Source organism: Pedobacter frigoris (assembly GCF_032678645.1).
Taxonomy (GTDB): Bacteria; Bacteroidota; Bacteroidia; order Sphingobacteriales; family Sphingobacteriaceae; genus Pedobacter; species Pedobacter frigoris_A.
In genome coordinates this window covers 776379-803294 of the sequence record NZ_JAVTSP010000002.1, presented here as the reverse complement: position 1 = coordinate 803294, position 26916 = coordinate 776379, and the positions used below count along the sequence as shown (strand labels likewise).

Below are 26916 nucleotides of genomic sequence, written 5' to 3'. Positions count from 1 at the left end.
ATTTCAGGTTCGCAGCAGTTTTCTTCAGGTTTGGAGGATTTTAATTTCAATACGTATGCGAGTGCTGTTTATTTGAATAAAAATCCATTATTTACAATAATAATTATGAACAGAGAAAGTATAGTGCTAAGAGCGCTCAACAATGTATTAAGTCAGGATACCATTGCTACATTTTTAGTAGTTATTGTGTTCCTTCTGTTAACAGATATCGTTTTAAAAAAAATTATCAAGCCGATCAGAAACAAATGGTTTGCTTCATTTAGTGCAGCCTGGTTATCAACTATAATTTTGCTCGCTAGCTATGGAATAATAAAATTATTTGGCATGCTGGTTATGAAATTCAGGTTTGGATCAGACGGACAGCGTATTGGGTTTTGGTTCTCGTTTCCGCTAATGATTAGATGCCTTATTATATCCCTAATTATTTCTTCAGTTTATCTCATCTATTTCTGGGCTAAGGAAAAATGGATCAATGATATAAAGAGTCCTGCCAAAAGACCAATTTACGAAGCTCTTATTATGTTTCTAATAGCCTGCGTAGCAATTCTGATCATTCAATTTTCCGCAAATATGCGCGGCGGCGGATATGGTATAGAAAGCGCTTTTCTTAGTCTTGCTATTGCATCATCTGCAATATTCGGCACCTGCTCAGCTACTTTCATCTATGGCTACAGTTCTTACTTAAACACGTTCAAAATACAACAAAAAGAGTTACAGATCGTCCGTTTGCAGCAACAGGTTGCTCAATCGCAGTTGGATGCATTATCGTCCAAAATAAACCCACATTTCCTGTACAATTCATTAAATTCTATAGCCGGATTGGCTATGGAAGACGGCCTAAAAACCCGGAATATGGCCATCGCCCTATCGAAATTATTTCGTTATAACATCAATAGGGAGGAAAATAACTATGCTACCGTAGGTGAAGAGATGGAAATGGTTTCTCTTTACCTGGAAATAGAAAAGATCAGGTTTGAGGAAAGATTGCAATACAGCAGCAACATTGAACCTGGAATTGAAAATGAATTAATCCCAGTGCATCTGCTCCAGCCCCTGGTAGAGAATGCCGTAAAATATGGTGCTGGCCCAAATGGAATTGTCATCAACATAAGTATTAAAAAGTCTGGTAAAGATACCGTGCTCAGCGTATTTGATGAAGGTAAGGCTTTTGACACAGGCTTTAATCCTGGTTATGGGTTGAAATCTTTATACGATAAATTAGATATCTTAGCTGCAGGAAAATATGAGATTGCCTTTCTAAATGAACCCAAAGAAGTCAGAATTACCATTAGCGATTTAAAAGCAAAGGCATAATGAATACTCCGTTAAGAACTATTATTGTTGATGATGAACGACCTGCCCGGCTAATGATTAGCAGGCTGGCAGGAAATTACCCTGACATCATTGAAGTTATAGGCGAAGCATCTAATGGGACAGATGCCATTGAAATCATAGAACATCTTAAACCGCAACTTATTTTCCTTGATATTCAAATGCCAGACTTAAACGGATTTGATATGCTTACCCGGCTTAGACATAAGCCCTTGGTAATTTTCACGACTGCTTTTGAAGAATATGCAATCAGAGCTTTTCAAGAAAACACGCTTGATTATCTTGTTAAACCTATTGAAGATAGCCGGTTTATAAAGTCAATGGAAAAGCTCAGACGCTGGAACCATAGCAATATGCAGGTTGACTTTTTAAAACTCAAAGAGATTTTCGATCAGATGCAACCAAAAAAAGAGGTTACTGCCCTTCCGGTAAAGGTAAAAGACAAAATCCTATTGGTTCGGTTCTCGGAATTGGTGTATTTAGAATCTCAGCTTGGTTATGTTACCTTATATACAGACAATGGAACTGAATATTTATCCGAGTTATCTTTAACAGAACTCGAAGAAAAATTACCTGGCAACTTTATAAGGGTGCAAAAGTCTTTTATAATTAATAAGGATAAGATCCGGGAAATCAGTAAACATTTTAATAATCGGTTAATCATCACAATGACCGATAAAAAGCAAAGCAGAATTACAACAGGGACAACCTATATTCAACAAATAAGGGCTGAGCTGGATTTGTAAGCGATGACTTAAATTGCTATTTTGTATAAAATCCTTAACTAAACCATGTTCAGATTACTTACAATATTTGCTTTTATTGGCTTGTCTTCCGTTTTAGTACTTACCAAACTGTTTGGCGTAAATAAGCGCAACGAACCTATACCGCAAAAGCCAAATATCATTTTTATCATTTCCGATGACCATGCTTACCAGGCAATAGGCGCTTATGGGAATAAAATCGCTCAGACCCCAAATATCGACCGACTGGTAAAAGAAGGAGCTATATTAAATAATCAGCTGGTTACAAATTCAATTTGCGGACCCAGCAGGGCATGCTTTTTAACCGGAAAATACAGTCATATCAACGGTTACAAATCCAATGACGGTAAATTTGATGTAAAACAGCAAATGTTATCTGGATTATTAAGTCAGGAGGGGTACCAAACAGCCTGGATTGGGAAGTGGCACCTTGGCACTTTACCTGGGAAAGCATTTGATCATTGGGAAATAATGCCCGATCAGGGCTTTTATTATAATCCAGACTTCATCAATCAGCAAAATGATACCGTTCGAAGTGTAGGTTATGTAACTGATATCATCACACAAAAAGCAACCGACTGGCTGGAAAGCCGTGACAAAAGTAAACCGTTCTTTTTAGTAGTTGGAGAAAAAGCCACTCATCGTGAGTGGTTACCTGACGTACAGGACCTTGGAGCTTATGATCATGTAAACTTCCCTCTACCTGCTACTTTCTTCGACGATTATAGTGGCCGTGAAGCTGCAAAAGAACAGTATATGAGCATAGCCAAGGCGATGGAGCTGGACCGTGATCTCAAAGTCAATGTTGATTTTAACAACTTCCTCCTTTATAAAAGAATGAATAAGGCACAGCGTGAGGCATTTTCAAATTATTACCTTCAAAAAGTCACCAAAGATTTTGAAGCGAAAAAGCCATCAGGAAAGGACCTTGCGGTATGGAAATATCAACGTTATATGAAAGATTACTATGCAACTGCCAACTCACTTGACAGAAACATTGGAAAAATGCTGGACTACCTGGACAAAAAGCAACTATCACAAAATACCATAGTAATTTATGCCTCCGACCAGGGATTTTATTTAGGGGAACATGGGTGGTTTGATAAAAGGTTTATGTATGAAGAATCCTTAAAAACACCTTTCGTCATCAGATATCCAGGAAAAATTAAGGCAGGCAGTAAAATCAATAATATAGTAGCAAATATTGACTGGGCTCCGACCTTATTGGATATGGCAGGAGGAAAGATACCTGTGGATATACAAGGAAGATCTTTTTGGTCTGCACTAAATGGCAGTAAAGCCGGACTTCCGGAAAGGCCGGTATATTATCATTATTACGAATACCCGGGTCCGCATCTGGTACATCCTCATTTTGGTATCAGGACTTCACAATACAAGTTAATCCGGTTTTATGGAAAACTAAACTCCTGGGAGCTTTATGATCTTAAAAAGGATACCCATGAGCTCCATAACCTTATCGCAGACAAACGGTATGCACAACTATTAAAAAGCCTGAAATCAACACTTCTTAAATCGGCACAGTTATATCAGGATCAGGAGGCAGTAAAATACCTTACTTTACAGGCTCCAGAATAATCAAAGAACTACGATAATCAATTGCTTACACCATCAAACAGATAACCACTATAGGCCAAACCTTTAGCAACACTTTTAAAATTATCTCCGGAATTCATAGTGATGTGAGGAAACTTATCTTTAAATAATTGTTGAATGCGACCAACCATGGAGGTACCACCTGTTAGAAAAAGGCTATCAATATCATTTACATCAATATTGTGCAGGGCCATAAATTCGTTTAGATAAGTTGAAATCCGGTCAACATCCTTTTTTATGATTTGCTCATAATCCGACAAGGAAACCTCCTCTTGAATTAGGATATCCATAGCATGGTACCGAAATTCTGATGTATTTGATTTAGAAAGCGTGATTTTGGTTTTTTCTATCGCCTGAAACACTGAATAACCTAAGTTATTTTCAATGAGTGTAATCAGGTTTTTAAACTTCCGGTCTTTTCCGGAGAAATAATAATAGTCTTCAATATCTTTTCGAATACGCTGTCCGTTAAAAAAATTCATTTGTTCCCATGAACAAATATTTGCGAAAAGTGATTTAGGCACGGTTAATACCTTACCCGGAGTGGCCTCGTATTTTGTATACTTACCAAAATATGGTGTTCCTCTTTCCCACATAAAAGCTGAATCAAAACTATCACCCCCTATGTAAATTCCTCCCGTTGCCATCATATCATTCTTTCGGTCTTTACTCCCTACTTTTGCTGGATCAAGGACTAAATAAGTAAAATCCGTTGTTCCACCTCCGAGATCGGCAACAAGTACATTTTCCTTTTTTTGCAACGTTTTTTCATACGCGAAAGCGGCACCTATTGGTTCAAATTGGAAACGGACTTCGGTGAAACCTGCAATTTCAGCGGCTTTATTAAGTCTGTTTTGTGCAAGCGTATCCTTTTGCACATTGTCATCATCAAAAAAAACAGGTCTGCCAATAACAGCCTTTCGGCAGTCCTGCCCGGTCAGTTCATCTGCCCTGCTTTTCAATTCTTTTAAAATGACAGCTACAAGGTCAGAAGCATTATATCTTTTATTATGTATCCGTGTTTCTGTGAAACTGCTTCTGGATAGAATTTGTTTAACCGACTTAATAAAACGGCCTTTCATACCATCCTGAAGATAGGCATTGATTGCTTCTTCACCTACCACATAACTTTTGTCATCCCCCGTATTTAGCTGATGATAAAAATAAATAAGTGATGGAATGATGATCGTACTATGAATTTCTCTGGTATCTTCATCATAAATGGCCAGTGCCGAATTGGTTGTTCCAAAATCAATTCCGTATAAAAATCTCTTCATGATGAGCAGGATAGGCAATAAAGGTTAATGGGGCGGCGAAAGTATAAAAAATATCTGAAAAACCGGCTAAAAAAGTGCCTCTCACTAAGGCTCCTGAGACGCTAGATTTTTCAAAAAATTTCTCCCCGGACTTAACAGTACAGCAACGATTTAGGATTTGCCATTGGAAAACATTGATATAATTAAAACTGGAGGGCTATTATCAGCAATCATCGCAAAATTTCCAATTTCGGAAAATTATAGAAATTTTATGGTGGTAAAGAGATTTGAACTAATCTAGCTACGCTTTATAATTTAAGTTTTAAAGAAAAGGCATTTCCTATTTCACCGTAAATGGAACAACACCACTTTCAGAAGTATTACCACTTTTATCTCTTGTTACAACTTTCCAATAGTAATTTACTTTAGATGTAAGTTCAACGTTTTCCAGCTTAGCTTCAGCAATTTCTTTCTTCAGCAACGGAGGAGATGACGTAGTTCCCAAATAAACATCGTAGTTAAGAATATCGTTATCAGCATCACCTCCTGTCCAAGTTAACGTAGTCTTTCCTGATATGGTAGTTACCGATTGATCCCAGCTTGGCATTAAATTATCAGCTGGAAATGGCGCATACCAAGTTATTCCATTTCCAGCGTTATAAAACTTCCATATTTCACTTTTAGAGATTACAGCGGCAACACTAGCTTGTGTAGCAACACTCCATGCATAAGGCGTATTTCGATTTAAAGAAGCAGTAAACTGATTTTGGGTGGCAGTATAATCAGTTGAAGTGCCTGTTAACAAATCTTTAATCGTAATGGTGTACAACGTGGCATTATTCACCTTATCCCATTTCAATTCAACAGCACTCTGGCTGGCAGAAATAGCAGTTCCTGTAATGCACGCACTATTCTGTGCTGGTGAAGTTAGTGTAATTATACTAACTGGTTCTACTGGATTTGGCTCGTTAGGTTTATCTTTTCCACAGCCCACTAACAATAGAACCGATATGACTAAAATTGCTAATTTCTTCATTGTTTTAAAATCTTGAACGTTTGCTTTTGATTGTCGGAAATCACTTGAACTATATATATTCCAGTTATAAAGTTCTCAAGATCTATCTGAATGGTACCTTCTGTACCTTGCTGAGTTTTATTGTAAAGCAACTTTCCACTCAAGTCTGAAATCTTGACGATTACGGATTTTGTATTTAAGATTCCAAGGTCAACGTGCATCATTTTCACTACGGGATTCGGATATATATTAACACCGCCAACGTTAATCGTTTTTTTAATCATCCCTTGACAGGTTATGTCAGACGAAACTAGTACGGTATTAGTAGATGAACTGAGCTTAACTTCAAAATTCGAATTGGATGTTTGATAAACAACTCCGTTAACATTAATGAAGTAAGTTGAAGCACCGGCCAATGTTAAATTCAACGTTTGTTGATCTGGCTTGACATTTGCATAAACGCTGAGGTCTTTTGGTTCAGTAATATTCACGTTGTAACACTGTCGAAATGACTCATTACCCACAATGGTGATGCAAACTGAATATGTTCCAGGTACTAGATCCGTAACTTCTTTAACAGTTGAAAAAGGATAAGTGTTATTAAAATTATTGGGACCAGTTACAACAGCCGAATAGTTATAACCGCTAGCAGTTGCTTTGATGTTTATAATACCATTATTGCTCCCTTTACAAGTTACACTAGTTGTTCCTACGCTAAAGTTTGTAGGTGAGAACCCGGTAATCGCTACAGGTAGAGAAGCTGTCTTCATCAAATTAAAATCGTTAAATATTTCGGCAACACTCACTACCCCAGGACCTACAGATCCCCAATTCACTCTTACTTTGTTGCCATCTGGCGTGAAGCTAGCACTACCAGGAACCTTCCATAAATAGGTGCTATTAGGATGTTGAATTACCGTATATTCTACTGCCTGAGAGTAATTAAGCACTGGATTTTGACCGGAAATTACCGGATTTTCAACATCTTGAACCGTAACTTGTATGGCGTATTTTGAACCAACAATGCAGGCATTTTGGGGTATTACTTCAATGGCATACAATCCAGTTTGTTTCCAGATAATTTCCACGCTGTTATTTTGGTAGTTGATCTGCGATGCGCCATTGACTTTCCATTGATAAGTTACACCTGCCAAAGCAGGAACGCGAAAAGTTGATACCACTCCTTTAGCTACAATTTTATCTCCGGTGATATAATTCACATATGGCATTTCCTGTGTAGATTTTAATTTCAAAATTGCGGCTGAACCACCTACGCCATAGGCATTATCGCCAGCAATTCTCAATTTACGGATACTATAATCAGTGGTGGTCACCTGCTTCCAGGTTTCGCCCCCATCGAAGGTTTCAAAAATGATAGTATTACTGTAATTGCTGGAAATCAAATAGCCATGATAGCGATCGTAAAAGCTAAAAGAATAGCTGTCGAGCTGAAATTGTGTTTTAATCTCTGTCCAAGTTGCCCCACCATCCGATGTCTTATATAATTGACCATTTGTAGCGCCCAATAGTGCATTTTGCTCGTCGAAAAAATAAGTATTTAATGGAACACTAATATTTGACACGTCTGCTATGTTTGACCAAGTTGCCCCTCCATCAGTTGTTTTGGAGGTCGTATAACCAATACTTGCTGCATAACCTACCTGAGGATTAAGAAACTGTAGTTGTGGCCCGCTAATCGTTTGAATATTAGATACCCGTTGCCAAGTAGCAGCACCGTCTGTGGTACGATATATGCCGTCAGCAGTGGCTACAAATCCTTTTTGGGCATCGATAAAAAAAATATCAGAAGGTGATATATTCCAAGGTGTGGGAACTTTAGTCCATGTTTCTCCACCATCAATCGTTTTTTGCAATGTGCTGTATCCACTACAATACCCAATGTCTTTAGAGACAAAATAGCTTTGATTAATACCGTAATTAAAATCGAAAGTAATGGACATCTGCTTCCAGGTAATTCCACCATCGGTCGTTTTGAATGAGTTTGTGCCAAAAACGTATCCTATTTTATCGTCATGCCAACTTGTAGAATAAAGCGTACTGTAATTTAAACATGACCTTTTTACCCACTCATCAGTACCAGATTTCAGGAAAATTGCATGGTTTGCATTGCTATTGTAAGAACTGCCCCACCCCACGGCGCAAAACTTATCCCCGGCTGGTTTCATTGCAAATCCTTTCAAGTATGCTCCACTCATAATGGATGACTCTCTCGCCCAGGTAAATCCGGCATCGACTGTTTTGTATATATTATCGCCAGAAGTATTTAACATATATGCGGTATTCGCATTAATAAACGTAATTGTTGAGGCTGGAACCGTGGTGCTTATTTTATTCCACAGGTTACCTCCATCCTTGGTTTGATAAATGTTCCCATTCTGATCAGAAACATACCCGACCGTAGCACTTGTGAAATTCAGTGCTAAAAAATTTGTAAATGTATTTAATTCAGAAGGCAAATTAACAGCTTCCCAAGTATCACCACCATTTTTGGTAGAGAGAAACATTTTAGACGCGCCACAGCTAAATCCATCATTTTCATTTATAAACCACATTGCGTTCGGTATATTCCCAAAACCTGGAACAGTTAATTTTTTCCAGCTTTTCCCGCCATCTGTCGTTTTGTAAAGTTGATTTTCCCCAAATAAAAAGCCTATTGTCGCAGAATAAAAATACATTCTCGACAAATATGGATATCCATCATCAGGTTTTTCTATTACGTACCATATCTCTCCCCCATCGTCGGTTTTTAACATCACATTATCACTCAAAATGTAACCGACCTGCTCAAACATTTTAATGGTGTTTAACGTAGCATTCACAGGAGAAGGAACTACTTTCCAATCTTTACCATCGTTAACAGAGCTGATGATTTTACCATAAGAGCCAATGGCAATCAACTTAGTACTGGTGTAAGCTACATCATTTAATGAATAGCTTAATAGTTCCGCCTTGCTGAGACATTGATTTATCACTGGCGCAATTTCCTGCACATCATTAACCTGAACAATAAAACTTTTTTCGACAGTTGAAGTTGCGGTGGTGGCAACCAATTTCAAATTATAGACTGATTTTATTTCATAATCAAATGCCTTGGTTGTTTTGAGTTGATTATTTTCGATTTTAAAGCTTCCATTCCCGTCACCTTGGGACGCGAATGAATAAGCAACACTCCCCGTTGCGCTCGTCAAATTTAATGATCCGACCAGTGATCCTACAGCAATATTTTCATCGATTTTGTCGTTGCTCAACACAAACTCTGGGTTCTCTTCTGCAAAAGTGATGCTTTTTTCAAGTGGTGTACCGCTATAAATGACAGGCGGCGAAGTTTTTCCACTCGAAATCGCAGATAAATCCGCCGAGAAAACTCCGTTTTCATTATCATCACTTCTGATAATTAGTTTTCCTTTAATTACTTCTTCTTTGCCAGGCGTATAAATTAGGTTGAACGTAGTTTGAGAACCTGAAGAAAGAGTCCTAGCAGGAGTTCCTGTTACATGAAACGGGGCACCTACAACACTGATTTCAGCCAAATTCAACTCTCTCTGCCCATTATTTACAATGGTAATTACCATGTTCACCAGGTTGTTGGCCTTCGCAGTAATGTTAAAATTTCCTTTGTTTTCGATTGTAGTAAATACACTTTTTACGGTTAATGACGCGCTTGGATCGTTATTCCAAAGAGCTATTTTAACAGGACTAGGGAAAGTAACTGATTTGTTGACAGTAAAAAATAGCTTATTATCAAATTCGAATAACTGATCAGCCTTAGCTGGAGTGGTTAACTCACTTTTTGCTATCGCGCCATCATAACTCCATAATTGATTAGTTAAGGTATTGAAATAAATTTTCGGGCCCATTAACAAGGGAGTCCTGCTCGGCTCCATTTTCGTTGTAGAGACTTGAATGGTACCGTTTGGCGTTCCATCACTGGTCCACAGATAATAGTCTTTAGTAGAAGCGAAAGTTAGCTTTCCATTTTGCGCCACAAAGTTTTGCATGTTGGAGTTACTAATGTGTCGCTGCCAAGGGAACGACTTCAACAAGATTGTTCCTGTACTCGTCCCATCACTCTTCCACAGCTCATCTGTATATCCACTTGAGCCATTATCGGTTTGTAGTGCGAAGAAAAAGTTGGAACCAACTGCGGTCAAATTATTTAAGGTAATCTCGCCATAGGCAGCAGGCACAAAAGTTTTTAGAACTTGAAAACTATCATCAGTTGGGTTCAATTTATACACTTTCGTTCCTTGACCTGACGAAAATTTCTTCGCAAATACCAGCTGATTATTAACTACAGTAATTTGATCTAAAGAACCATACTCTTCTATTGCCAACAGTTTAGTTCCTGCGGCGGTCCCATCCGAAGCATATAAATCCCAGTTATAATTTCCACCATTGATGTAAAGCCTGTTTCCCACGGTTCTCATTTGGCTAAGTCCCATATTTTCACCACCCAATATCCTAATGGTACCACCGGCCGTCCCATCAGTCCTCCAAAGCGAGCTGTCATAAGAACCCACACTGCACAAAAAATATAAACTGCCATTTAAAATGGTAAATTGACGAGGATTTGACCCTGGGTTTCCTGACCCTACGCGATTGGGATTGATATCTTTAACCATCATTGTGCCAGATTCCGTTCCGTCACTCGTCCACAACTCTGCCCCATTAATAAGATCAGTTGCCGAAAAATAGATTTTGTTATTGTAAACAATGATATTTTGGATATTGGAGCCATTCACGCCAGGATTGATGTCCTTAACCATCGATGTTCCTTCAGTTGTACCATCTGATTTCCAGAGCTCTATCCCGTTTGCTTCGGTGGCTGCTGTGAAATAAAAAGCATTATTCATTTTTACAAAAGGACCTGCAGCATTAAAGCTTTTAACAAATGATTGTCCAAAAAGATGACTACCGATACATAGCATCACTAGCAAAATGAGATAGCGTTTGTTCATTATTGTAATTAGATGGCTGAAAGATAACACAACTAAATAATTAGCGCAAATATTTTGCATAATTGTTAAAACTGATTCTACTCTACCCGGAGTTATCAGAACAAAGGGCAAAAAAAAAGCCCATTTTCGTATAGAAAATGGGCTTTTAAATCTGCTCCTTCTGCTGGGCTCGAACCAGCGACCCTCTGATTAACAGTCAGATGCTCTAACCGGCTGAGCTAAGAAGGAGTATCCGGCTACCAAAACGTACTTTTTGAACTCTTAAAGAACATAAAGTCTTGTTCGTTTTGGGAATGCAATATTAGGGCTTTTAAATTATTTATGCAATATTTGCAGTGAAAAAATTTAAAAAAAATTTTAATTATTTTATATGAGCCTGATAATCATAGGTACTGTAGCTTTCGATGCAATTGAAACTCCCTTTGGAAAAACCGATAAAATAGTAGGTGGCGCCGCTACTTACGCAAGTTTAGCTGCTTCTTACTTTTATAAGAACACAAAAATCGTCGGAGTTATTGGTGATGATTTCGGAAAAGAGAATATCGACAAGTTCACAGAACATGGTATTGATACTGAAGGATTGCAGATTAAAGCAGGCGAAAAATCTTTTTTCTGGTCTGGAAAATACCACAATGATATGAATAGCCGTGACACATTGGCTACCGAATTGAATGTATTGGAAAACTTTGACCCTATTATACCGGAAAACTATCAGGATTGCGAATACCTGATGCTTGGCAACCTTACTCCTATTGTGCAGCGTACGGTCATTGAGCGTCTTAAAAACCGCCCAAAATTAATTGTGCTGGATACGATGAATTTTTGGATGGACATTATGATGGATGATTTATTAGAAACCATCAAATTGGTTGACGTACTTACAATCAATGATGCAGAAGCCCGTCAATTGTCTGGAGAATACTCATTAGTTAAGGCGGCAAAGAAAATCCTGGGTATGGGGCCAAAATACCTGATCATTAAAAAAGGTGAGCATGGAGCGTTATTATTCCATGAAGACAAGATCTTTTCGGCTCCGGCACTTCCTTTAGCAGAGGTATTTGATCCAACAGGAGCCGGAGACACTTTCGCAGGCGGTTTTATAGGATATATGGCAAAAGTTGGAACGGTTAATTTCAACAATATGAAGAATGCCATTATTTTCGGTTCTGCTCTCGCTTCATTCTGTGTAGAAAAATTCGGCACTGAGAAAATCCTGAATCTTTCCACAGAAGAAGTTGCCTCGCGCGTTCAGGAATTTGTAAATTTAAGTTCATTCACAATTGACGCATAAAGACAAATCCGTTATTTACACGGGTCGCTATTAAAATAACAAAGGAGCTAATCAGATAGCTCCATTGTTATTTTAATATCCCTATGACTGTAAACTTTTCAAAAACTGTTTCAGTATGTGGGGCATCTGGTAATTCATCAGTTAGGTCCTGCCCTGCCCAATGTTCATAATGCTTTCCATTCCTCCAAAGCCTGCTTTCCGAGACATCATAAATAAAACCTTTATAGGCGACCCAGATTTGCGGCTTGTCCTGCCCATTGCGCAAAGCCAATTGTTGTTTGGTATAAATAGGTAATTCCATTATTCTCTGGCTTTATTTCTGAATAATTCAAACAAGTAAACTGCCAGCAGCATAATCAACATGAAATAGGCATATACCTGCGGCAAACCCGTCAATAACCAATATGCAGGATAAAATAAGACCAGGCAAAACAGGTAAGCCCGGTAAAACCTGTACATAAATCTTAATTTATTCACGTACTCTATATATCCCAACAGCAACAGGAGCGCCCCATAAATACTTATAAGATATATGTTGCCAGATCTATAAAAGAAAAACAAGACCGCGACAAAAATACCAAGCAATAAATTACTTAAGGTAAGACTAAATTTATCTAGTCCATTGTGCGGAAATCTAAAATTTAGATACATGTATATATTTAACGCCGTAAAAGGCATAAGAAAACAAAACAACCACTCTTCTACAGGTAAACCCGCTATGAAATTCCCTAGCAAATATTGCGAATTGAAAGTCAAGGAACCCAAACGCACAAGAACTGATGAATTTATCGCCAATAATAATCCCGACACTGAGGAAGCCGGAACCGTAAATTTCCAATTACCAGCAAGGCCTGGAGTTTTTTTTAATGCGATGAACATAGATATCATCAGAAGGATGAAATCTATCAGTAGGTAAGTATAATTCATGTACTCTTATAATTCAATCCAAAAGTATGATTTTGCAGGAGTTATCTTATTAAAAACAATTCATTATAAAATCAATAAGAAAAACTCCCCACTAAGGAACAGGTATTTGCTCTACCAATATTTCGGCGCCGGATTTATCGTAATAAATACAAGTCATATCTGAGAGATCGACAATCCATTTCTCGACTCCCGTCTCCGCACACTGCCTGCAAAAAGTAAAATAATCAGACGCTCCTCTTTGGTGGCCTTTTAAATAGGTAATGAAAAGATCCGGATTGCTCCGATCGGAAATATTTAGCAACTCATATTGGGGATTAGAACAGGTTTCGTAGGCATCGGCACCAAAATATTTTGTATGACTATCATTTACAAAGGTCTCAAATCTTTTAACTCCCAATTTTATAATATCCTGAATATATTTTGGAAAGTCTGCCCCGGTCTTAACCAGATCATGAGCCGCTTCTATTTGCTGTACTGTAAATTTCATAAATTTTTTATCCGTCTAAAGATATAAAACTAAGATTCAAGCGCATAAAAAAACCGCACATCCATGCGGTTTTTGGGATAATAATTTGGAATGAAATTTTGAAAATACTTAGGACTATAATCTTTGTTGATATATAATACTTTGCGGGTATTGTTGATATAACGAACAATTCAAAAGCAACAGGGAGATTAAATTTAAATTCATTATTCTTTTAGGTTATAAAATTTTGTCGGTAATAATATTTTGAGTTAAATTTATTTAACCAAATAAAAAAACCATGAAAGTTGTTAGAATTCTGGCAGGCATTATAGTATTACTTGTTACACTGTTCTTCATTATCGGACTGTTTCTGCCTAAAACTTATCATGTAAGCAGATCAATAGAAATTAACAAACCCGATAGCATCGTTTATCAGAAAACCTTAAATCTAAATGATCTTGGCTCCTGGAACCCATGGATGAAAATGGATAGTGCAGCAAAATTTAATGTAACGGGCGATGGTACCTCTACCGGATCAAAGTTCAGTTGGGAAGGCAAGGAAGTTGGGACAGGAGCAATTATCATGGACAAATTAAATCCCTATAAGCAAATAGACCAAAAACTGGTTTTTATCAAACCTTTTGAAAGCATTGCAATGACTTCATTCTATTTTGAGCCAACTGGTTCAGGAGGAACCAAAGTAACCTGGGATTTCAAGGGAGAAAATACATCCATCTTTTCAAGATGGATGTCGCTCGCCTATGACTCTATGATTGGAAAAGACTACGACAAAGGACTATCAAATTTAAAAGCGTTTATAGAGAAGCAATAAACAAAAAAGCCGCTTAGTAAGCGGCTTTTTTGTTAAGCGACATCAGCGCCTAATATTTCTTTTGAGTAAGTCTTTAAGTATTTTTTAAGAATCTGACGAGCTACGTGAATCCTTGTCTTCACTGTTCCAATAGGGATGTTCAGTTCTTCTGCAATTTCATGGTATTTAAAGCCCTCAAAATATTTGATAAATGGCACATAATATTCAGGCTGAAGGGTAGCTAACGCTTTATTGATATCGCCTATGATAAATTTACTTTCACTATTGTTTTTAGATGCACTATAGTGCAGGTTAGCAGAAGAAATATCATCAGACTGAGTAATCAGTGAATTTGTTTTTACCAATCTTCTATAATTATTGATAAAAGTATTTTTCATAATGGTAAACAACCACCCTTTTAAATTGGTCCCTTCTTTAAACTTGCTGTAATAAGTTACCGCTTTCAACATTGTGTCTTGCACTAAATCATTAGCATCTTCAATGTCTTTGGTAAAATTTAAAGCGAATGACTGTAAAGAAACTGAATGGTCGTTGAGCTGGAGATTAAATTCATTTTTTGTCATAATGTTTTAAGTTTTAGGGTTTAACAAGCAAAAACAAACAAGAAAATTAGAGTGGCGAATTCTAGTTTGTTTAATCTTACACACTAAAACATATACAATTCATGTACCAAAAAATAAAATCCCAGATTATGAAATTAATTTTATGGGCGTATATATCCTTATATCAGGATGTCACAGAATATTTACTTCTCTTTCCAATCTTACACCGAATTTGGCATCAACGGAATCTATAATTTGTTCTGAAAAACTATACACTTCCTGACCTGTTGCCTGACCGTGGTTGACAAGTACTAAGGCTTGATTTTTCCAGGTTCCGGTATTTCCAATAATGATTCCCTTAAAACCGCAGTGTTCTATCAACCAGCCAGCAGCCAATTTTATCCGATCATGCGCCACGGGGAAATGTACTATATCAGGAAATTGATCGAGTATTTTTTCAAACAAAACCTTATCTATTACAGGATTTTTGAAGAAGCTACCTGCATTACCTATAGTAGATGGATCAGGCAACTTACTAACCCTTATTTTAGAAACCACTTCAGAAATATCCGAAATGTTTGGATTTAAGATATTCCTGTTTTTCAGTTCATCCTGAATAGCCCCATACTGCGTATTGAGCCGGGCTGATTTACTTAATATAAAACTCACCGATGTGATGATGTATTTTCCTTTCAATTCATTCTTAAAAATGCTATCTCTATACCCAAACTTACAATCCTGAAAATTAAACTTCCTCGAAGTACCAGTAGCTATTTCATAAGCTATACACGAACTGAAAACATCTTTTACTTCTACGCCATACGCACCGATATTCTGTATTGGAGAGGCTCCTACTGTGCCTGGAATAAGACTCAGATTCTCAACTCCCGCAAATCCATTCTGCACACAATATGTGACAAAATCATTCCATACCACACCTGCCCCAGCGGTAACGATCACAGCATCATTGTCTTCAACTACGCAGGAAATCCCGGGAATACTGATTTTGATAACCAATCCTTCAAAATCCCTTATAAATAAAACGTTACTTCCTCCACCCAAGACAAGCAATTCTTGTTCAGTAATCAGATCTGAAGTAAGCAATTCTACTAAATCCTTTTCACTAAAAATCTCAGCAAAATGCTTTGCTGTGACATCGATACTAAAAGTATTATATGGTTTTAAGGATTTGTTTTTTTGCAATACAGACATAGAAACTTGAACAGATTAATAACGGTACAAATGTAACTGAAAGGGCTGTAATAAATATGTTTAAATCAATATTTGAAAAATTTTCCTATTTTTCCTCTCGATTGTTAAAAGATCGGACATTTTAGACTATTTGATGGGAGACCGATATTATTTGTATGGAAAATCAGGATAAAAAAAGAATTTTAATTATTGAAGCTGCTCTAAAACGATTTGCACATTATGGTCTGGCAAAAACGACAATGACAGAAATTGCCAAAGACATCACTTTTTCAAAAGCACTCTTATATTATTACTTTCCAGATAAATTAAGCCTATATGTAAGCGCTGTAGAGCACTTAATGCATATGATGAGCAGGGAGCTAGTAAAGTCAATAGACAAAACAAAGACTTCCACTGAAGGCATACTGAAACTACTCCAAAAAAGACAAGCTTATATTCAAAAATACTACAATCTCTTTGAATCCAATCAAATCATAGGAAATGAACTTCCGGAAGACCTTTACGAGAAATTTCAAAGGGCCAAAACTTTTGAAGCAATCATTATTAGCTCATTATTTACCAGAGGGGTAGCAAGTGGCGAACTTGTTATAGAAGACCCTAAGCTCGCAACAGATATATTTATAGAAGCACTGTCAGGTATTCACTTCAATATTTTGAGTAAAGGAAAACTAATGTTCCCTGGAAAAGAACAATTCAAGCAAATATTTACCAAAGAAAAAATGTTTGCAGACATATATATGGCAGGACTCCAAGCCAAATAAGCAACATTCGTCATTTTTCTGTCAGTTTTAATTGATTTTATCGCTAAAATTCTCTATCCAAATTTATGGCAGTATTTTTGACCCTTGAAATAAAAAAGTCAAAAAGTAAAAAAGTAGAATGGTAGAGACAGATAAAAAAAGGGATACTATTATAGAGGGGGCGATAAAACGTTTCATTCATTATGGCATTAATAAAACCACTATGAATGAAATTGCAGAAGACTTGTCGGTATCTAAACCCTCCTTATACTATTATTTTCCTGATAAAAATAGCCTTGTGCTAGGTGTGATTGATAAAATTTTCTCTGATTATTTTGAACTGATAGAAAAAGAAAATGCTGCTATCGTCTTATTAGGAGACAAGCTGCTCTCATTCATAGAGATCGGGCACCGTTTTTTTCAAAAATATTATATGCTTCATTTGTCGGGAGGAAGCCCGGATTCTTCTTTGAATTCTGAAGAGCTGAGGTCACATTTCATGAAAATGAAAGAAAAGAATAAGCAATTCCATGCTGGCCTTTTTCAAGAGGCAATAAACAACGGAGAAATTGCGGAAGCCGATGCGGAGAAGACTGCCGACTTGTATCTGGACAGTTTAGCAGGCATTAGTTCCTTATGCATCCTTCATGGAAACAAAGAGCTATTCCCTAGTAAAAAAGAGTTTAAAACAATGCTTGAAAAACAGATTAATTTATCAAGAATTTTTGTCAAAGGACTTAAGTAAAGACCACTAACTATATCATATGAATACAATAATTAAACAGATAAAAATAATCCCGTTACTCCTGATGGGATTGATATTATCAAATGTCGCAACTGCACAACAGACAATAAGCTTAAAGGACGCATTAAATTATGCCATTCAAAACAGCACAAAAGTACGGAAATCAAAGCTTGACATTGATGGAGGAAAATACAAAACTGAGGAGATAAGAGCACAGGCTTTGCCGCAGATTACCGGTAATGCAGGACTGACTTACAACCCTATCATCGGAAAATTGGTGGCAGACTTCGGCGGCAGTCCACAATCTATTAAACTGGGCCAAAACTGGAATTCATCCGCTGGCATCCAACTTTCGCAACAGCTGTTCAATCAACAGGTTTTCACAGGACTGCAGGCTGCAAGATCCAGTGAAGAGTATTACCGACTCACTTCTCAACTCACAGAGGAACAGATTATAGAATTGGTTGCGAATAATTATTACCAGGTACTGGTAAACCGCGAACAACTGAATGTATTGGATAATAACATCAAAAATCTAAAAGTTGTTGAGAAGATCGTTTCTAATCAATATCAGAATGGGCTTGCTAAAAAAATTGATGTAGACCGCATCAATGTGAACCTGACGAATCTGCAAACACAGCGTGAGCAAACATTAAACGCAATTACACAATTAGAAAATCAATTGAAATTTTCAATGGGGATGCCGGTAAGCAACAGCATTACTTTACCAAAAACAGAACTTACTGAAGTAACGCAACTGCCTGTGTTTACGGATTCGATCAGCCTTGACAACAGAACAGAAATTAAATTACTGAATACACAGGATAAACTTTTAGCACTACAGCGGAAAGCGTATGTATCTGAGTACTATCCAACTCTTGCTTTAACTGGGAACTATACTTATTCCAGTCAAAGTGGTGGTTTCGATTTCCTGAGCTCTAATAGCGCAGCTATTGGTTTTGGAGCTTCATCTGTTGGATTAACATTAAAAGTACCTATTTTTAATGGTTTTCTGACCCGTTCAAAAATCAGACAAGCTGATGTGGATATCAAAAAAGCAAAAGAAGACAGGAGAGAATCTACAAACGCGCTGAATATGGCGTATGAAAATGCCAAAATACAATTGCGGAACAGCTTAAATACCATTAAAGCACAGAAGAAAAATGCGGAACTGGCGGATGAAATTTATAAAAGCACGCAAAACAATTATAACAATGGCTTGGCTTCTTTAACTGACTTAATGGACACAGAAAGCTCGCTTACTGAAGCTCAGAATAGCTACACACAGGCTTTGTTGAATTACAAAATAGCCGAAATACAATTAATCAAATCAAACGGAAATATTAAATCGCTAGCACAATAGAAATGAAAAGAGTAATTATCATAATCGTCGTAATTATTGCCGCCCTTGGCGCAATAGCTTATGTTTTAACTAACAATAAGAAGAAAAACGAAGCAAAAACTGCATTTATCGCTGAAGGTGGTGGTGCTGTTGCCGTTCGGGTAGCAGATGTAGTAAAAAAAGTAGTTGACCTTGATTTTAGTGTAAACGGAACCTTTGCACCTAAACAAGAATTGAATTTCCTTTCTGAAAATACCGGAAGGGTTAGCAAAATTTTTGTTGATGAAGGCAGCAGGGTAAATAAAGGACAAGTCCTGGCCCGCATTGATGCGGAAATCATCAATACAGACAGAGAAACTGCGGAAGCGACTTATCAGAATGCATTGAGAGATGAAGCCAGATACAAAAGCTCTTATGAAACCGGCGGTGTAACCCAGCAACAATTAGATCAGGTAAAACTATCTACTCAAAATGCTAAATTACGCTTACAGGCTTCGCAGCGTAAATTGAACGATGCGAATATCAAATCTCCAATCAACGGTATCATCAACAAACGTTATATAGAGGTTGGTGCATTTGTAACAGGAACTCCAGGCACCCAGCTTTTTGAAATCGTTGACGTCTCAAAGTTAAAGCTTAAAGTGACTGTTAACGAATCACAGGTAGCAAATCTTAAAATCGGCGATCAGATAGACATTAAATCATCTGTATTCCCTACAGAAAAGTTCTCAGGCAAAGTTACCTTCATCGCTGCAAAAGCTGATGCAACTTTAAATTTCCCTATCGAAATTGAAGTGGCAAATAATGCAAAAAGCAGTATAAAAGCCGGAATGTATGGAACAGCTATATTCAACTTCCCTAAACAGGCTCCAAGCATATTGGTTCCACGTACCTCATTCGTAGGTAGTGTAAGCAGTAACCAGGTTTTTGTTTTGGATAAAGCAAGCAATACTTCTAAACTACGTAAAGTAGTATCAGGCCGTATTTTGGGTGATAATGTTGAAATTCTTGAAGGATTAAACGAAGGAGAAACTGTAATTACAAGCGGACAGATTAACCTGGCTGAAGGCAGCGCTGTTACCATCGTAAAATAAGTCAATAACAGTAGCGATATGCCCAGTGCAATCGCAAATAAAAAAAGAAAATGAAGATAACAGACATATCTATAAAAAGGCCTTCTCTGGTAATTGTAGTATTTACTGCACTTACTTTACTGGGGCTATTAAGTTACTTTTCGTTGGGTTATGAGTTATTACCAAAATTCTCTAACAACGTAGTATCTATTTCGACCATCTATCCCGGAGCTTCGCCTGCGGAGGTAGAAAATACCGTAACCAAGAAAATTGAAGATGCGGTATCATCAATGGAAAACATCAAAAAAATAAACGCTGTTTCATTCGAAAGTTTATCAACAGTTACCATTACCCTAACTGATGCAGCGAATATTGACATTTCATTAAATGATGCACAACGTAAGGTAAATGCAATTCTTTCGCAGTTACCGGAAGATGTAAAAACGCCATCGCTGAGTAAGTTCTCCTTGGACGATTTACCGGTAATTACCATGTCTGCCTCTGCAAATATGGATGATGTTACCTTCTATGACCTGATTGACCAAAGAATTGCCCCGGTAATTTCGAGGGTAAATGGTATTGCACAGGTTAACTTAGTTGGTGGTTCTGAAAGAGAAATCCAGGTTTCTTTGGATGCCAATAAACTACAGGGATACAATCTTTCTGTACCTGCAGTACAGCAAATGATTTTAAGCTCCAATCTTGATTTCCCTACTGGAAGTGTCAAAACTGCAAATCAGGATGTTTTAATTCGTTTATCTGGTAAATATAAAGACCTTGAGGAACTAAGAAACCTAGTTCTGACAACATCAAAAGATGGCGCACAGATTCGTTTAGGTGATGTAGCCGATGTGCAGGACTCACAAAAAGAAACTGAAAAACTGGCACGTATCAATAGAAAAGGTGCGATTGCTATTCAGATTATTAAACAGAGTGATGCAAACGCTGTAGAAGTAAGTAAAGGTGTACACGCCATTATTGAAAAGCTTAAGGTAGAATACGAAGCCAATAAACTTGATATTAAAATTGTTAACGACAGCTCCATCTTTACTTTAGAGTCTGCTGATGCCGTTATCCACGATTTAATGCTTGCTGTTGTATTGGTCGCATTTGTGATGCTTTTCTTCCTGCACAGTCTGCGTAATGCATTAATTGTAATGGTATCTATTCCGGCATCGTTAATTGCAACGTTTATTGGTATCAGTTTATTTGGTTTTACACTAAACCTGATGTCATTACTTGGACTGTCACTCGTGGTAGGTATCCTCGTCGATGATGCAATTGTGGTCCTGGAGAACATCCAACGGCACATGGAGATGGGTAAGAATAAAGTAAGGGCAGCTTCTGATGCTACCAGGGAAATCGGTTTTACCGTTGTATCCATTACATTGGTAATTGTGGTAGTGTTTTTCCCTATCGCAATCAGTTCTGGTTTGGTATCTAACATCCTGCGTCAATTCTGTGTGGTAGTAATTATTGCGACGATGCTTTCGTTATTGGCCTCGTTTACCATTGTACCCCTGCTCTTCTCAAGATATGGTAAACTAGAGCATATTGAAGGCAAAAACATGTTTGGCCGCTTTATCCTTTGGTTTGAAAAACAGCTAAAAAAATTCACCTTATGGATTACCAATATCTTAACATGGTCATTAAACCATAAAAGACGCACCATACTTGCGGTTGTCGTACTATTTGTAGCGGCAATGTGGTTAGCAGGCGCTGGCTTTATCGGATCGGAGTTTTTCCCTAAGTCTGATAAAGGTGAGTTCCTGGTACAAATTGAATTACCTAAAGATGCGCCTTTAACTCAAACCAACTTTTATACACAAAGAGCTGAAGATTTCTTAAGCAAACAACCTGAAATCACACAGTTAATTACTACAGTTGGCCAGTCAAGCGGCGACTTTGGTGGTAGCCAGGCCACTGCCTATAAATCTGAGATCAATGTGAAGCTGGTCGACAGAGAAAAAAGAGAGGGCGTTTCTTCCGATATTTTTGCGACCAAAATGAGTCGAGCGCTTGGAAAAGAACTGGTTGGAGCAAAAGTAAAAACTGTACCAATTAGTATTCTGGGTATTGCAGAAAATGCGCCAATACAATTGGTAGTTATGGGATCTAACCTGGATAGTGCATTAAAATATGCTGAAGGTGCACAAAAAGTACTTGCATCTATTCCTGGTGCTACGGAGATTAAGTTGTCGGTAGAAAAAGGAACCCCTGAGATTAATGTTCAGGTAGATCGAGATAAAATGTCTGCCGTTGGTTTAACATTACAAACGGTAGGTTCAACCATGCAAACAGCTTTTGCTGGTAACACTGATGGTAAATACAGAAAAGGCGAGTACGAATATGATATCAACATCCAGTATCAGGATTTCAATAGAAAAAATGTTGATGACGTACGTAACCTGATCTTTGTAAACTCAGCCGGTGCACAAATTAAACTTTCACAATTTGCAACCATTACAGAGGGTTCTGGACCAAGTCAGCTGGAACGTTTAAATAAATCTACCTCTGTATCTGTTAAAGCACAATCAATTGGTAGACCAACAGGAACCGTGGTTGCTGACTTTCAGAAAAAGCTGGAAGAATTGCAAAAAAATGGCAAGCTGAAAGCGCCTGTTGGCGTAAGTTACACATGGGCGGGTGATCAGGAAAATCAGGCAGAGGGTTTTGGTACGCTGGGTATTGCCTTATTGGCGTCTATTATCCTGGTATACCTGATTATGGTTGCTTTGTACGACAGCTTTATGTATCCTTTGGTAGTAATGTTCTCGCTCCCTCTTGCATTAATCGGGGCGTTCTTAGCACTTGCATTGACAAATAACTCTATCGGTATCTTTACCATTTTAGGTTTTATTATGTTAATGGGTCTGGTAGCCAAGAATGCGATTATCCTTGTGGATTTTACAAACCACATGAAGGCAGAAGGAAAAACTACTGTAGAAGCCCTTATTTTAGCTAACCACGCACGTTTACGTCCGATCTTGATGACCACCATTGCCATGATTTTTGGTATGCTACCTATTGCGATTGCAAGTGGTGCAGGTGCCGAATGGAAAAATGGTTTGGCTTGGGTTATTGTAGGCGGACTAACCAGTTCGTTATTCTTAACACTGATTGTCGTACCGGTTGTTTACTTAATTTTCGATATCATATTAGACAAATTAGGCTTCAACAAAAAAGGCAAAACAATAGATGAATTATTGGTTGAGCCATATGATCATAAGGATGTATTGGAATACGATCTTGATCATGGTCACTAGTATTTCAAATCAATTATAAAATAAAAAGGGTCTCAGAATAATCTGAGACCCTTTTTATTTTATAACAGGATTACAATTTAAATATGAATCGCCCTATTTTCTGTCGCTGCCATTGCTGCTTCTTTGATGGCTTCCGTATATGTTGGGTGAGCATGACAAATTCTCGCAATATCTTCTGCAGATGCACGGAATTCCATAGCTACAACCGCTTCTGCAATCATATCTGCGGCACGTGGACCTATCATGTGTACACCAAGAATTTCATCAGTTTTAGCATCCGCCAATACTTTAACAAAGCCATCAGTGTCCATACTTGCTTTAGCACGGCCACTGGCTTTGAAAGGAAATGATCCTGACTTATACTGTACGCCTTGCTCCTTTAATTGCTCTTCGGTATACCCTACTGACGCAACCTCAGGCCAGGTGTAAACAACTCCCGGGATCAGGTTATAATTGATATGTGGTTTTTGTCCGGCTAAACGTTCCGCAACATATACACCTTCATCTTCGGCTTTATGCGCAAGCATTGCTCCTTTAATCACATCGCCTATTGCATACACACCGGGTACAGATGTTTCTAAATGCTCATTAACCGGGATTTTATTTCCTCTTTCTTCTGTTTTGATGCCGATGTTCTCTAATCCTAAACCTTCAGTATAAGCAGTACGCCCTACTGCCACAATGCAATAGTCAGCATCAAATTTCAGTTCTTCACCTTTGGCATTAGTTGCGGTAACCGTAACTTTTTTACCTTTTACAGTAGCGCCTGTTACTTTATGTCCCATAAAGAATTCCATGCCTAACGATTTCTTAAGCACACGCTGCAATTCTTTACCTAAACCTGCATCCATCGTACCGATGATGGTAGGCATAAATTCAATTACAGAAACCTTCGTACCCAAACGCGCATAAACAGAACCTAACTCTAATCCAATTACTCCACCACCTATAACAATCATTTGCTTAGGAACTTCTGTAATGTTTAAAGCTTCCGTAGAAGTGATGATGCGTTTTTTATCAATTGGCAAAAATGGCAATGCAGTTGGTTTTGAACCAGAAGCTATAATTACATTTTTCGCTGTTACAGTTTCGGTAGAACCATCCAACTTGGTTACTTTAATGGTATTTTTATCTACAAATGAACCAACACCCTCAAATGAATCAATCTTATTCTTTTTGAATAAATACTGTATACCTGCTGTATTTTGTGCTACTACATCGTTCTTACGGGCAATCATTTGCGGCATATCTACTTTCAGATCCTTGAGGTCTATACCGTGGGTTTTGAAAGTATGAGCAGCGTTGTGATAATGCTCCGAAGAATCAAGTAAAGCTTTTGAAGGAATACACCCCACATTAAGGCAAGTTCCGCCAAAAGTTTTATATTTTTCTATAACAGCCGTTTTTAAGCCCAATTGAGCGCATCTGATTGCTCCTACATAACCGCCCGGGCCCGAGCCAATTACAACTACATCGTATTGCATATTAAGGATTTTTTTGTGGCACAAAGTTAATAAACCTATATGGAAATATGGCGCATATCAGAAAGAATGTAACTTCTTTAATCAATTCAAAAACAACTGTCAGCCGAAACATTTCCATTTGCTATATTTAGATTTTCAAAATGAACTAAATATCATGGCCCATTTTAAATTTTTATGGCTTACGGCTATATCCTTTTTTACCTTATCGCCCACATTTGCACAACAGACTGACTCTGCCTTTGTACGCGATAACTTCACAAAAATTGAACGTTACATCACCATGCGGGATGGCGTAAAATTATTCACTGCAATCTATACCCCAAAAGATCAGAGCAAAAAATATCCATTCCTGATCAACCGGACTCCTTATACCTGCGCTCCTTATGGAGAAGACAAATACAAAACCAGTCTGGGCAATTTTCCGGCTGAAATGAAAGAAGGCTTCATTTTTGTTTATCAGGATGTAAGAGGCAAGTGGATGAGTGAAGGAAATTTTGACGACATCAGGCCTCATGTAGCCAATAAAAAAACCAAGAAAGACATTGATGAAAGCTCAGACACCTATGATACTATAGACTGGCTGGTCAAAAATATTAAGAACAACAACGGAAAAGCAGGAATTTATGGAATTTCTTATCCGGGGTTTTATTCGACCACCTCATTACCCGGTGCACATTCAGCACTAAAGGCTGTCTCTCCGCAGGCACCAGTTACAGACTGGTTTATTGGTGATGATTTTCACCACAACGGAGCTTTGTTTCTGATGGATGCTTTTGGATTTATGAGCAGTTTTGGTGTACCTAGACCAAAACCTATTACGCCGGATAAAGGTCCAAAAGGATTTCAGTTCCCTATTCAGGATAATTACCGTTTCTACCTGGAATCTGGCTCGGTTAAAAACCTTAAAGAAAAATATTTTGCAGACAGCATCAGATTTTGGAACAACCTTTTTGCTCATCCTAATCTGGATACCTTCTGGAAAGCAAGAAATATCCAGCAGCATTTGACCAATATCAAACCAGCGGTTATGGTAGTGGGTGGTTTTTTTGATGCTGAAGATGCCTACGGAACTTTTGCTACTTACAAATCAATAGAGAAACTAAGTCCCGGAGCAAATAATATTCTTGTTGCGGGACCATGGTTTCATGGAGGTTGGGTACGTGGTACGGGAAGCAGTTTTGGAGACATCGATTTTGGACAAGCAACAAGCACGCTTTACCAGGAAAAATTTGAGTTACCATTCTTTAAACATTATTTGAAAGGGGAAGGTGACTTTAAGGTTGGTGAAGCCAATATTTTTATAACAGGCAGTAATCAATGGAAAGAATTCAATACCTGGCCACCTAAGGACACCGAGGAAAGAACCCTATACCTGCAACCTAATGGAAAACTAAGTTTTGAAAAGGTACAAAGAACAGACAGTTGGGATGAATATGTGAGTGACCCAAATGCACCTGTTCCGTATCAGGATGGTGTGCAAGCGAAAAGAACACGTGAATATATGGTAGATGATCAGCGCTTTGCTGCTCGCAGACCGGATGTAAGGACATTTCAAACAGATGCATTGACAGAGGATATAACGCTTACCGGACCTGTGCTTGCGAAACTTGTAGTATCTACAACCGGTACAGACGCTGATTATGTTGTTAAGCTGATAGATGTTTATCCTGAAGATGCATCGAATCCTAGTCCTAACCCTAAAAATGTCATAATGGGTGGCTATCAGATGATGGTACGCGGTGAGATCATGAGAGGAAAATACCGGAATAGTTTCGAAAAGCCCGAACCTTTTGTACCGGGGCAGATTACTAAGGTAAATTATACCTTACCCGATATAGCGCACACTTTTAAAAAAGGTCACCGCATAATGATTCAGATACAAAACTCGTGGTTTCCACTCGCGGACAGGAACCCTCAACAATTTATGGATATCTATAAGGCAGAACCCGGCGACTTTATAAAAGCCACCCATAGGATTTTCCATGATGTTTACAATTCGTCCGCAATAACCGTAAACGTTTTAAAGCCATAAGTTA

20 protein-coding genes, 1 tRNA gene and 1 pseudogene are annotated in these 26916 nt (G+C 37.9%); 11 read left to right on the top strand and 11 right to left on the bottom strand.

Going from position 1 to position 26916, the window contains the following annotated elements:
- The first annotated feature begins 105 nt into the window (after positions 1-105).
- The 3 genes from R2Q78_RS09750 to R2Q78_RS09740 are packed head-to-tail and all read left to right on the top strand — an operon-like array spanning position 106 to position 3692.
- A complete protein-coding gene (locus R2Q78_RS09750) occupies positions 106-1314 on the top strand; it encodes a sensor histidine kinase (protein ID WP_316791254.1) in 1209 nt (402 codons plus the stop codon).
- On the top strand, positions 1314-2078 hold the full coding sequence (locus tag R2Q78_RS09745; protein ID WP_316791251.1) for a LytR/AlgR family response regulator transcription factor: 765 nt from the start codon (positions 1314-1316) through the stop codon (positions 2076-2078). Before R2Q78_RS09750 ends, R2Q78_RS09745 begins: the two co-directional genes overlap by 1 nt.
- A 45-nt stretch (positions 2079-2123) precedes the next feature.
- Positions 2124-3692 carry a sulfatase gene (locus tag R2Q78_RS09740; RefSeq protein WP_316791250.1) on the top strand — a complete coding sequence of 523 codons (1569 nt, stop codon included), beginning with the start codon at positions 2124-2126 and terminating at the stop codon, positions 3690-3692.
- 17 nt (positions 3693-3709) lie between these two features.
- On the opposite strand, the gene R2Q78_RS09735 is transcribed toward R2Q78_RS09740, so the two are convergent.
- From R2Q78_RS09735 to R2Q78_RS09720, 4 genes are all read right to left on the bottom strand, one after another.
- Positions 3710-4987 carry an Hsp70 family protein gene (locus R2Q78_RS09735; RefSeq protein WP_316791248.1) on the bottom strand — a complete coding sequence of 426 codons (1278 nt, stop codon included), beginning with the start codon at positions 4985-4987 and terminating at the stop codon, positions 3710-3712.
- A gap of 319 nt (positions 4988-5306) precedes the next feature.
- Positions 5307-6002, bottom strand: a complete 696-nt coding sequence (locus tag R2Q78_RS09730) for a hypothetical protein (RefSeq protein ID WP_316791245.1) — start codon at positions 6000-6002, stop codon at positions 5307-5309.
- Positions 5999-10960, bottom strand: coding sequence for an ELWxxDGT repeat protein (locus R2Q78_RS09725; protein WP_316791243.1), 4962 nt, complete (start codon positions 10958-10960; stop codon positions 5999-6001). The genes R2Q78_RS09730 and R2Q78_RS09725 overlap by 4 nt, the downstream gene beginning before the upstream one ends.
- Positions 10961-11114: 154 nt before the next feature.
- Positions 11115-11188 (bottom strand) — tRNA-Asn (locus R2Q78_RS09720).
- 142 nt (positions 11189-11330) lie between these two features.
- Between R2Q78_RS09720 and R2Q78_RS09715 the strand changes: the two genes are divergently transcribed.
- The gene (locus tag R2Q78_RS09715; RefSeq protein WP_316791241.1) at positions 11331-12251 is read left to right on the top strand and encodes a PfkB family carbohydrate kinase; all 921 of its coding nucleotides are present in this window, start codon (positions 11331-11333) and stop codon (positions 12249-12251) included.
- Positions 12252-12318: 67 nt separating this feature from the next.
- Here the strand turns inward: R2Q78_RS09715 and R2Q78_RS09710 are convergent, their stop codons facing one another.
- The 4 genes and pseudogenes from R2Q78_RS09710 to R2Q78_RS09695 form a co-directional block, all read right to left on the bottom strand.
- Positions 12319-12552: a cytochrome b5 domain-containing protein gene (locus R2Q78_RS09710; protein ID WP_316791239.1), complete on the bottom strand. Its 234-nt coding sequence runs from the start codon at positions 12550-12552 to the stop codon at positions 12319-12321.
- Entirely contained in the window at positions 12552-12710 is a 159-nt protein-coding gene (locus tag R2Q78_RS09705; RefSeq protein WP_316791237.1) for a hypothetical protein, read from the bottom strand. The genes R2Q78_RS09710 and R2Q78_RS09705 overlap by 1 nt, the downstream gene beginning before the upstream one ends.
- Positions 12711-12953: 243 nt before the next feature.
- Positions 12954-13130 (bottom strand): annotated as a pseudogene (locus R2Q78_RS21895) (hypothetical protein); the annotation flags it as partial.
- Positions 13131-13269: 139 nt separating this feature from the next.
- A complete protein-coding gene (locus R2Q78_RS09695; protein ID WP_316791233.1) occupies positions 13270-13665 on the bottom strand; it encodes a DUF1398 domain-containing protein in 396 nt (131 codons plus the stop codon).
- A gap of 277 nt (positions 13666-13942) precedes the next feature.
- Here R2Q78_RS09695 and R2Q78_RS09690 point away from each other — a divergent pair, with 277 nt between their 5' ends.
- On the top strand, positions 13943-14476 hold the full coding sequence (locus R2Q78_RS09690) for an SRPBCC family protein (RefSeq protein WP_316791231.1): 534 nt from the start codon (positions 13943-13945) through the stop codon (positions 14474-14476).
- Positions 14477-14508: 32 nt separating this feature from the next.
- Here the strand turns inward: R2Q78_RS09690 and R2Q78_RS09685 are convergent, their stop codons facing one another.
- Both R2Q78_RS09685 and murB read right to left on the bottom strand, forming a co-directional pair.
- Positions 14509-15039 carry an RNA polymerase sigma factor gene (locus R2Q78_RS09685; RefSeq protein WP_316791229.1) on the bottom strand — a complete coding sequence of 177 codons (531 nt, stop codon included), beginning with the start codon at positions 15037-15039 and terminating at the stop codon, positions 14509-14511.
- Positions 15040-15210: 171 nt separating this feature from the next.
- The gene (gene murB, locus R2Q78_RS09680) at positions 15211-16230 is read right to left on the bottom strand and encodes a UDP-N-acetylmuramate dehydrogenase (RefSeq protein ID WP_316791227.1); all 1020 of its coding nucleotides are present in this window, start codon (positions 16228-16230) and stop codon (positions 15211-15213) included.
- Between the two features lie 155 nt (positions 16231-16385).
- Here murB and R2Q78_RS09675 point away from each other — a divergent pair, with 155 nt between their 5' ends.
- The 5 genes from R2Q78_RS09675 to R2Q78_RS09655 all read left to right on the top strand — a co-directional run bounded on the left by R2Q78_RS09675 (position 16386) and on the right by R2Q78_RS09655 (position 23396).
- A complete protein-coding gene (locus tag R2Q78_RS09675) occupies positions 16386-16991 on the top strand; it encodes a TetR/AcrR family transcriptional regulator (protein ID WP_316791225.1) in 606 nt (201 codons plus the stop codon).
- Between the two features lie 118 nt (positions 16992-17109).
- On the top strand, positions 17110-17715 hold the full coding sequence (locus tag R2Q78_RS09670) for a TetR/AcrR family transcriptional regulator (RefSeq protein WP_316791222.1): 606 nt from the start codon (positions 17110-17112) through the stop codon (positions 17713-17715).
- Positions 17716-17734: 19 nt separating this feature from the next.
- Positions 17735-19078 (top strand): TolC family protein, encoded by a 1344-nt coding sequence (locus tag R2Q78_RS09665; RefSeq protein WP_316791220.1) that lies wholly within the window; start codon positions 17735-17737, stop codon positions 19076-19078.
- A 2-nt stretch (positions 19079-19080) separates the two neighbouring features.
- Complete coding sequence (locus R2Q78_RS09660; protein ID WP_316791218.1) at positions 19081-20151, top strand: efflux RND transporter periplasmic adaptor subunit; 1071 nt, start codon at positions 19081-19083, stop codon at positions 20149-20151.
- 50 nt (positions 20152-20201) lie between these two features.
- Positions 20202-23396, top strand: coding sequence for an efflux RND transporter permease subunit (locus R2Q78_RS09655; protein WP_316791216.1), 3195 nt, complete (start codon positions 20202-20204; stop codon positions 23394-23396).
- 77 nt (positions 23397-23473) lie between these two features.
- On the opposite strand, the gene lpdA is transcribed toward R2Q78_RS09655, so the two are convergent.
- On the bottom strand, positions 23474-24880 hold the full coding sequence (lpdA, locus tag R2Q78_RS09650) for a dihydrolipoyl dehydrogenase (protein ID WP_316791214.1): 1407 nt from the start codon (positions 24878-24880) through the stop codon (positions 23474-23476).
- 154 nt (positions 24881-25034) lie between these two features.
- Here lpdA and R2Q78_RS09645 point away from each other — a divergent pair, with 154 nt between their 5' ends.
- Positions 25035-26912 (top strand): CocE/NonD family hydrolase, encoded by a 1878-nt coding sequence (locus R2Q78_RS09645; RefSeq protein ID WP_410478481.1) that lies wholly within the window; start codon positions 25035-25037, stop codon positions 26910-26912.
- Positions 26913-26916 lie beyond the last annotated feature (4 nt).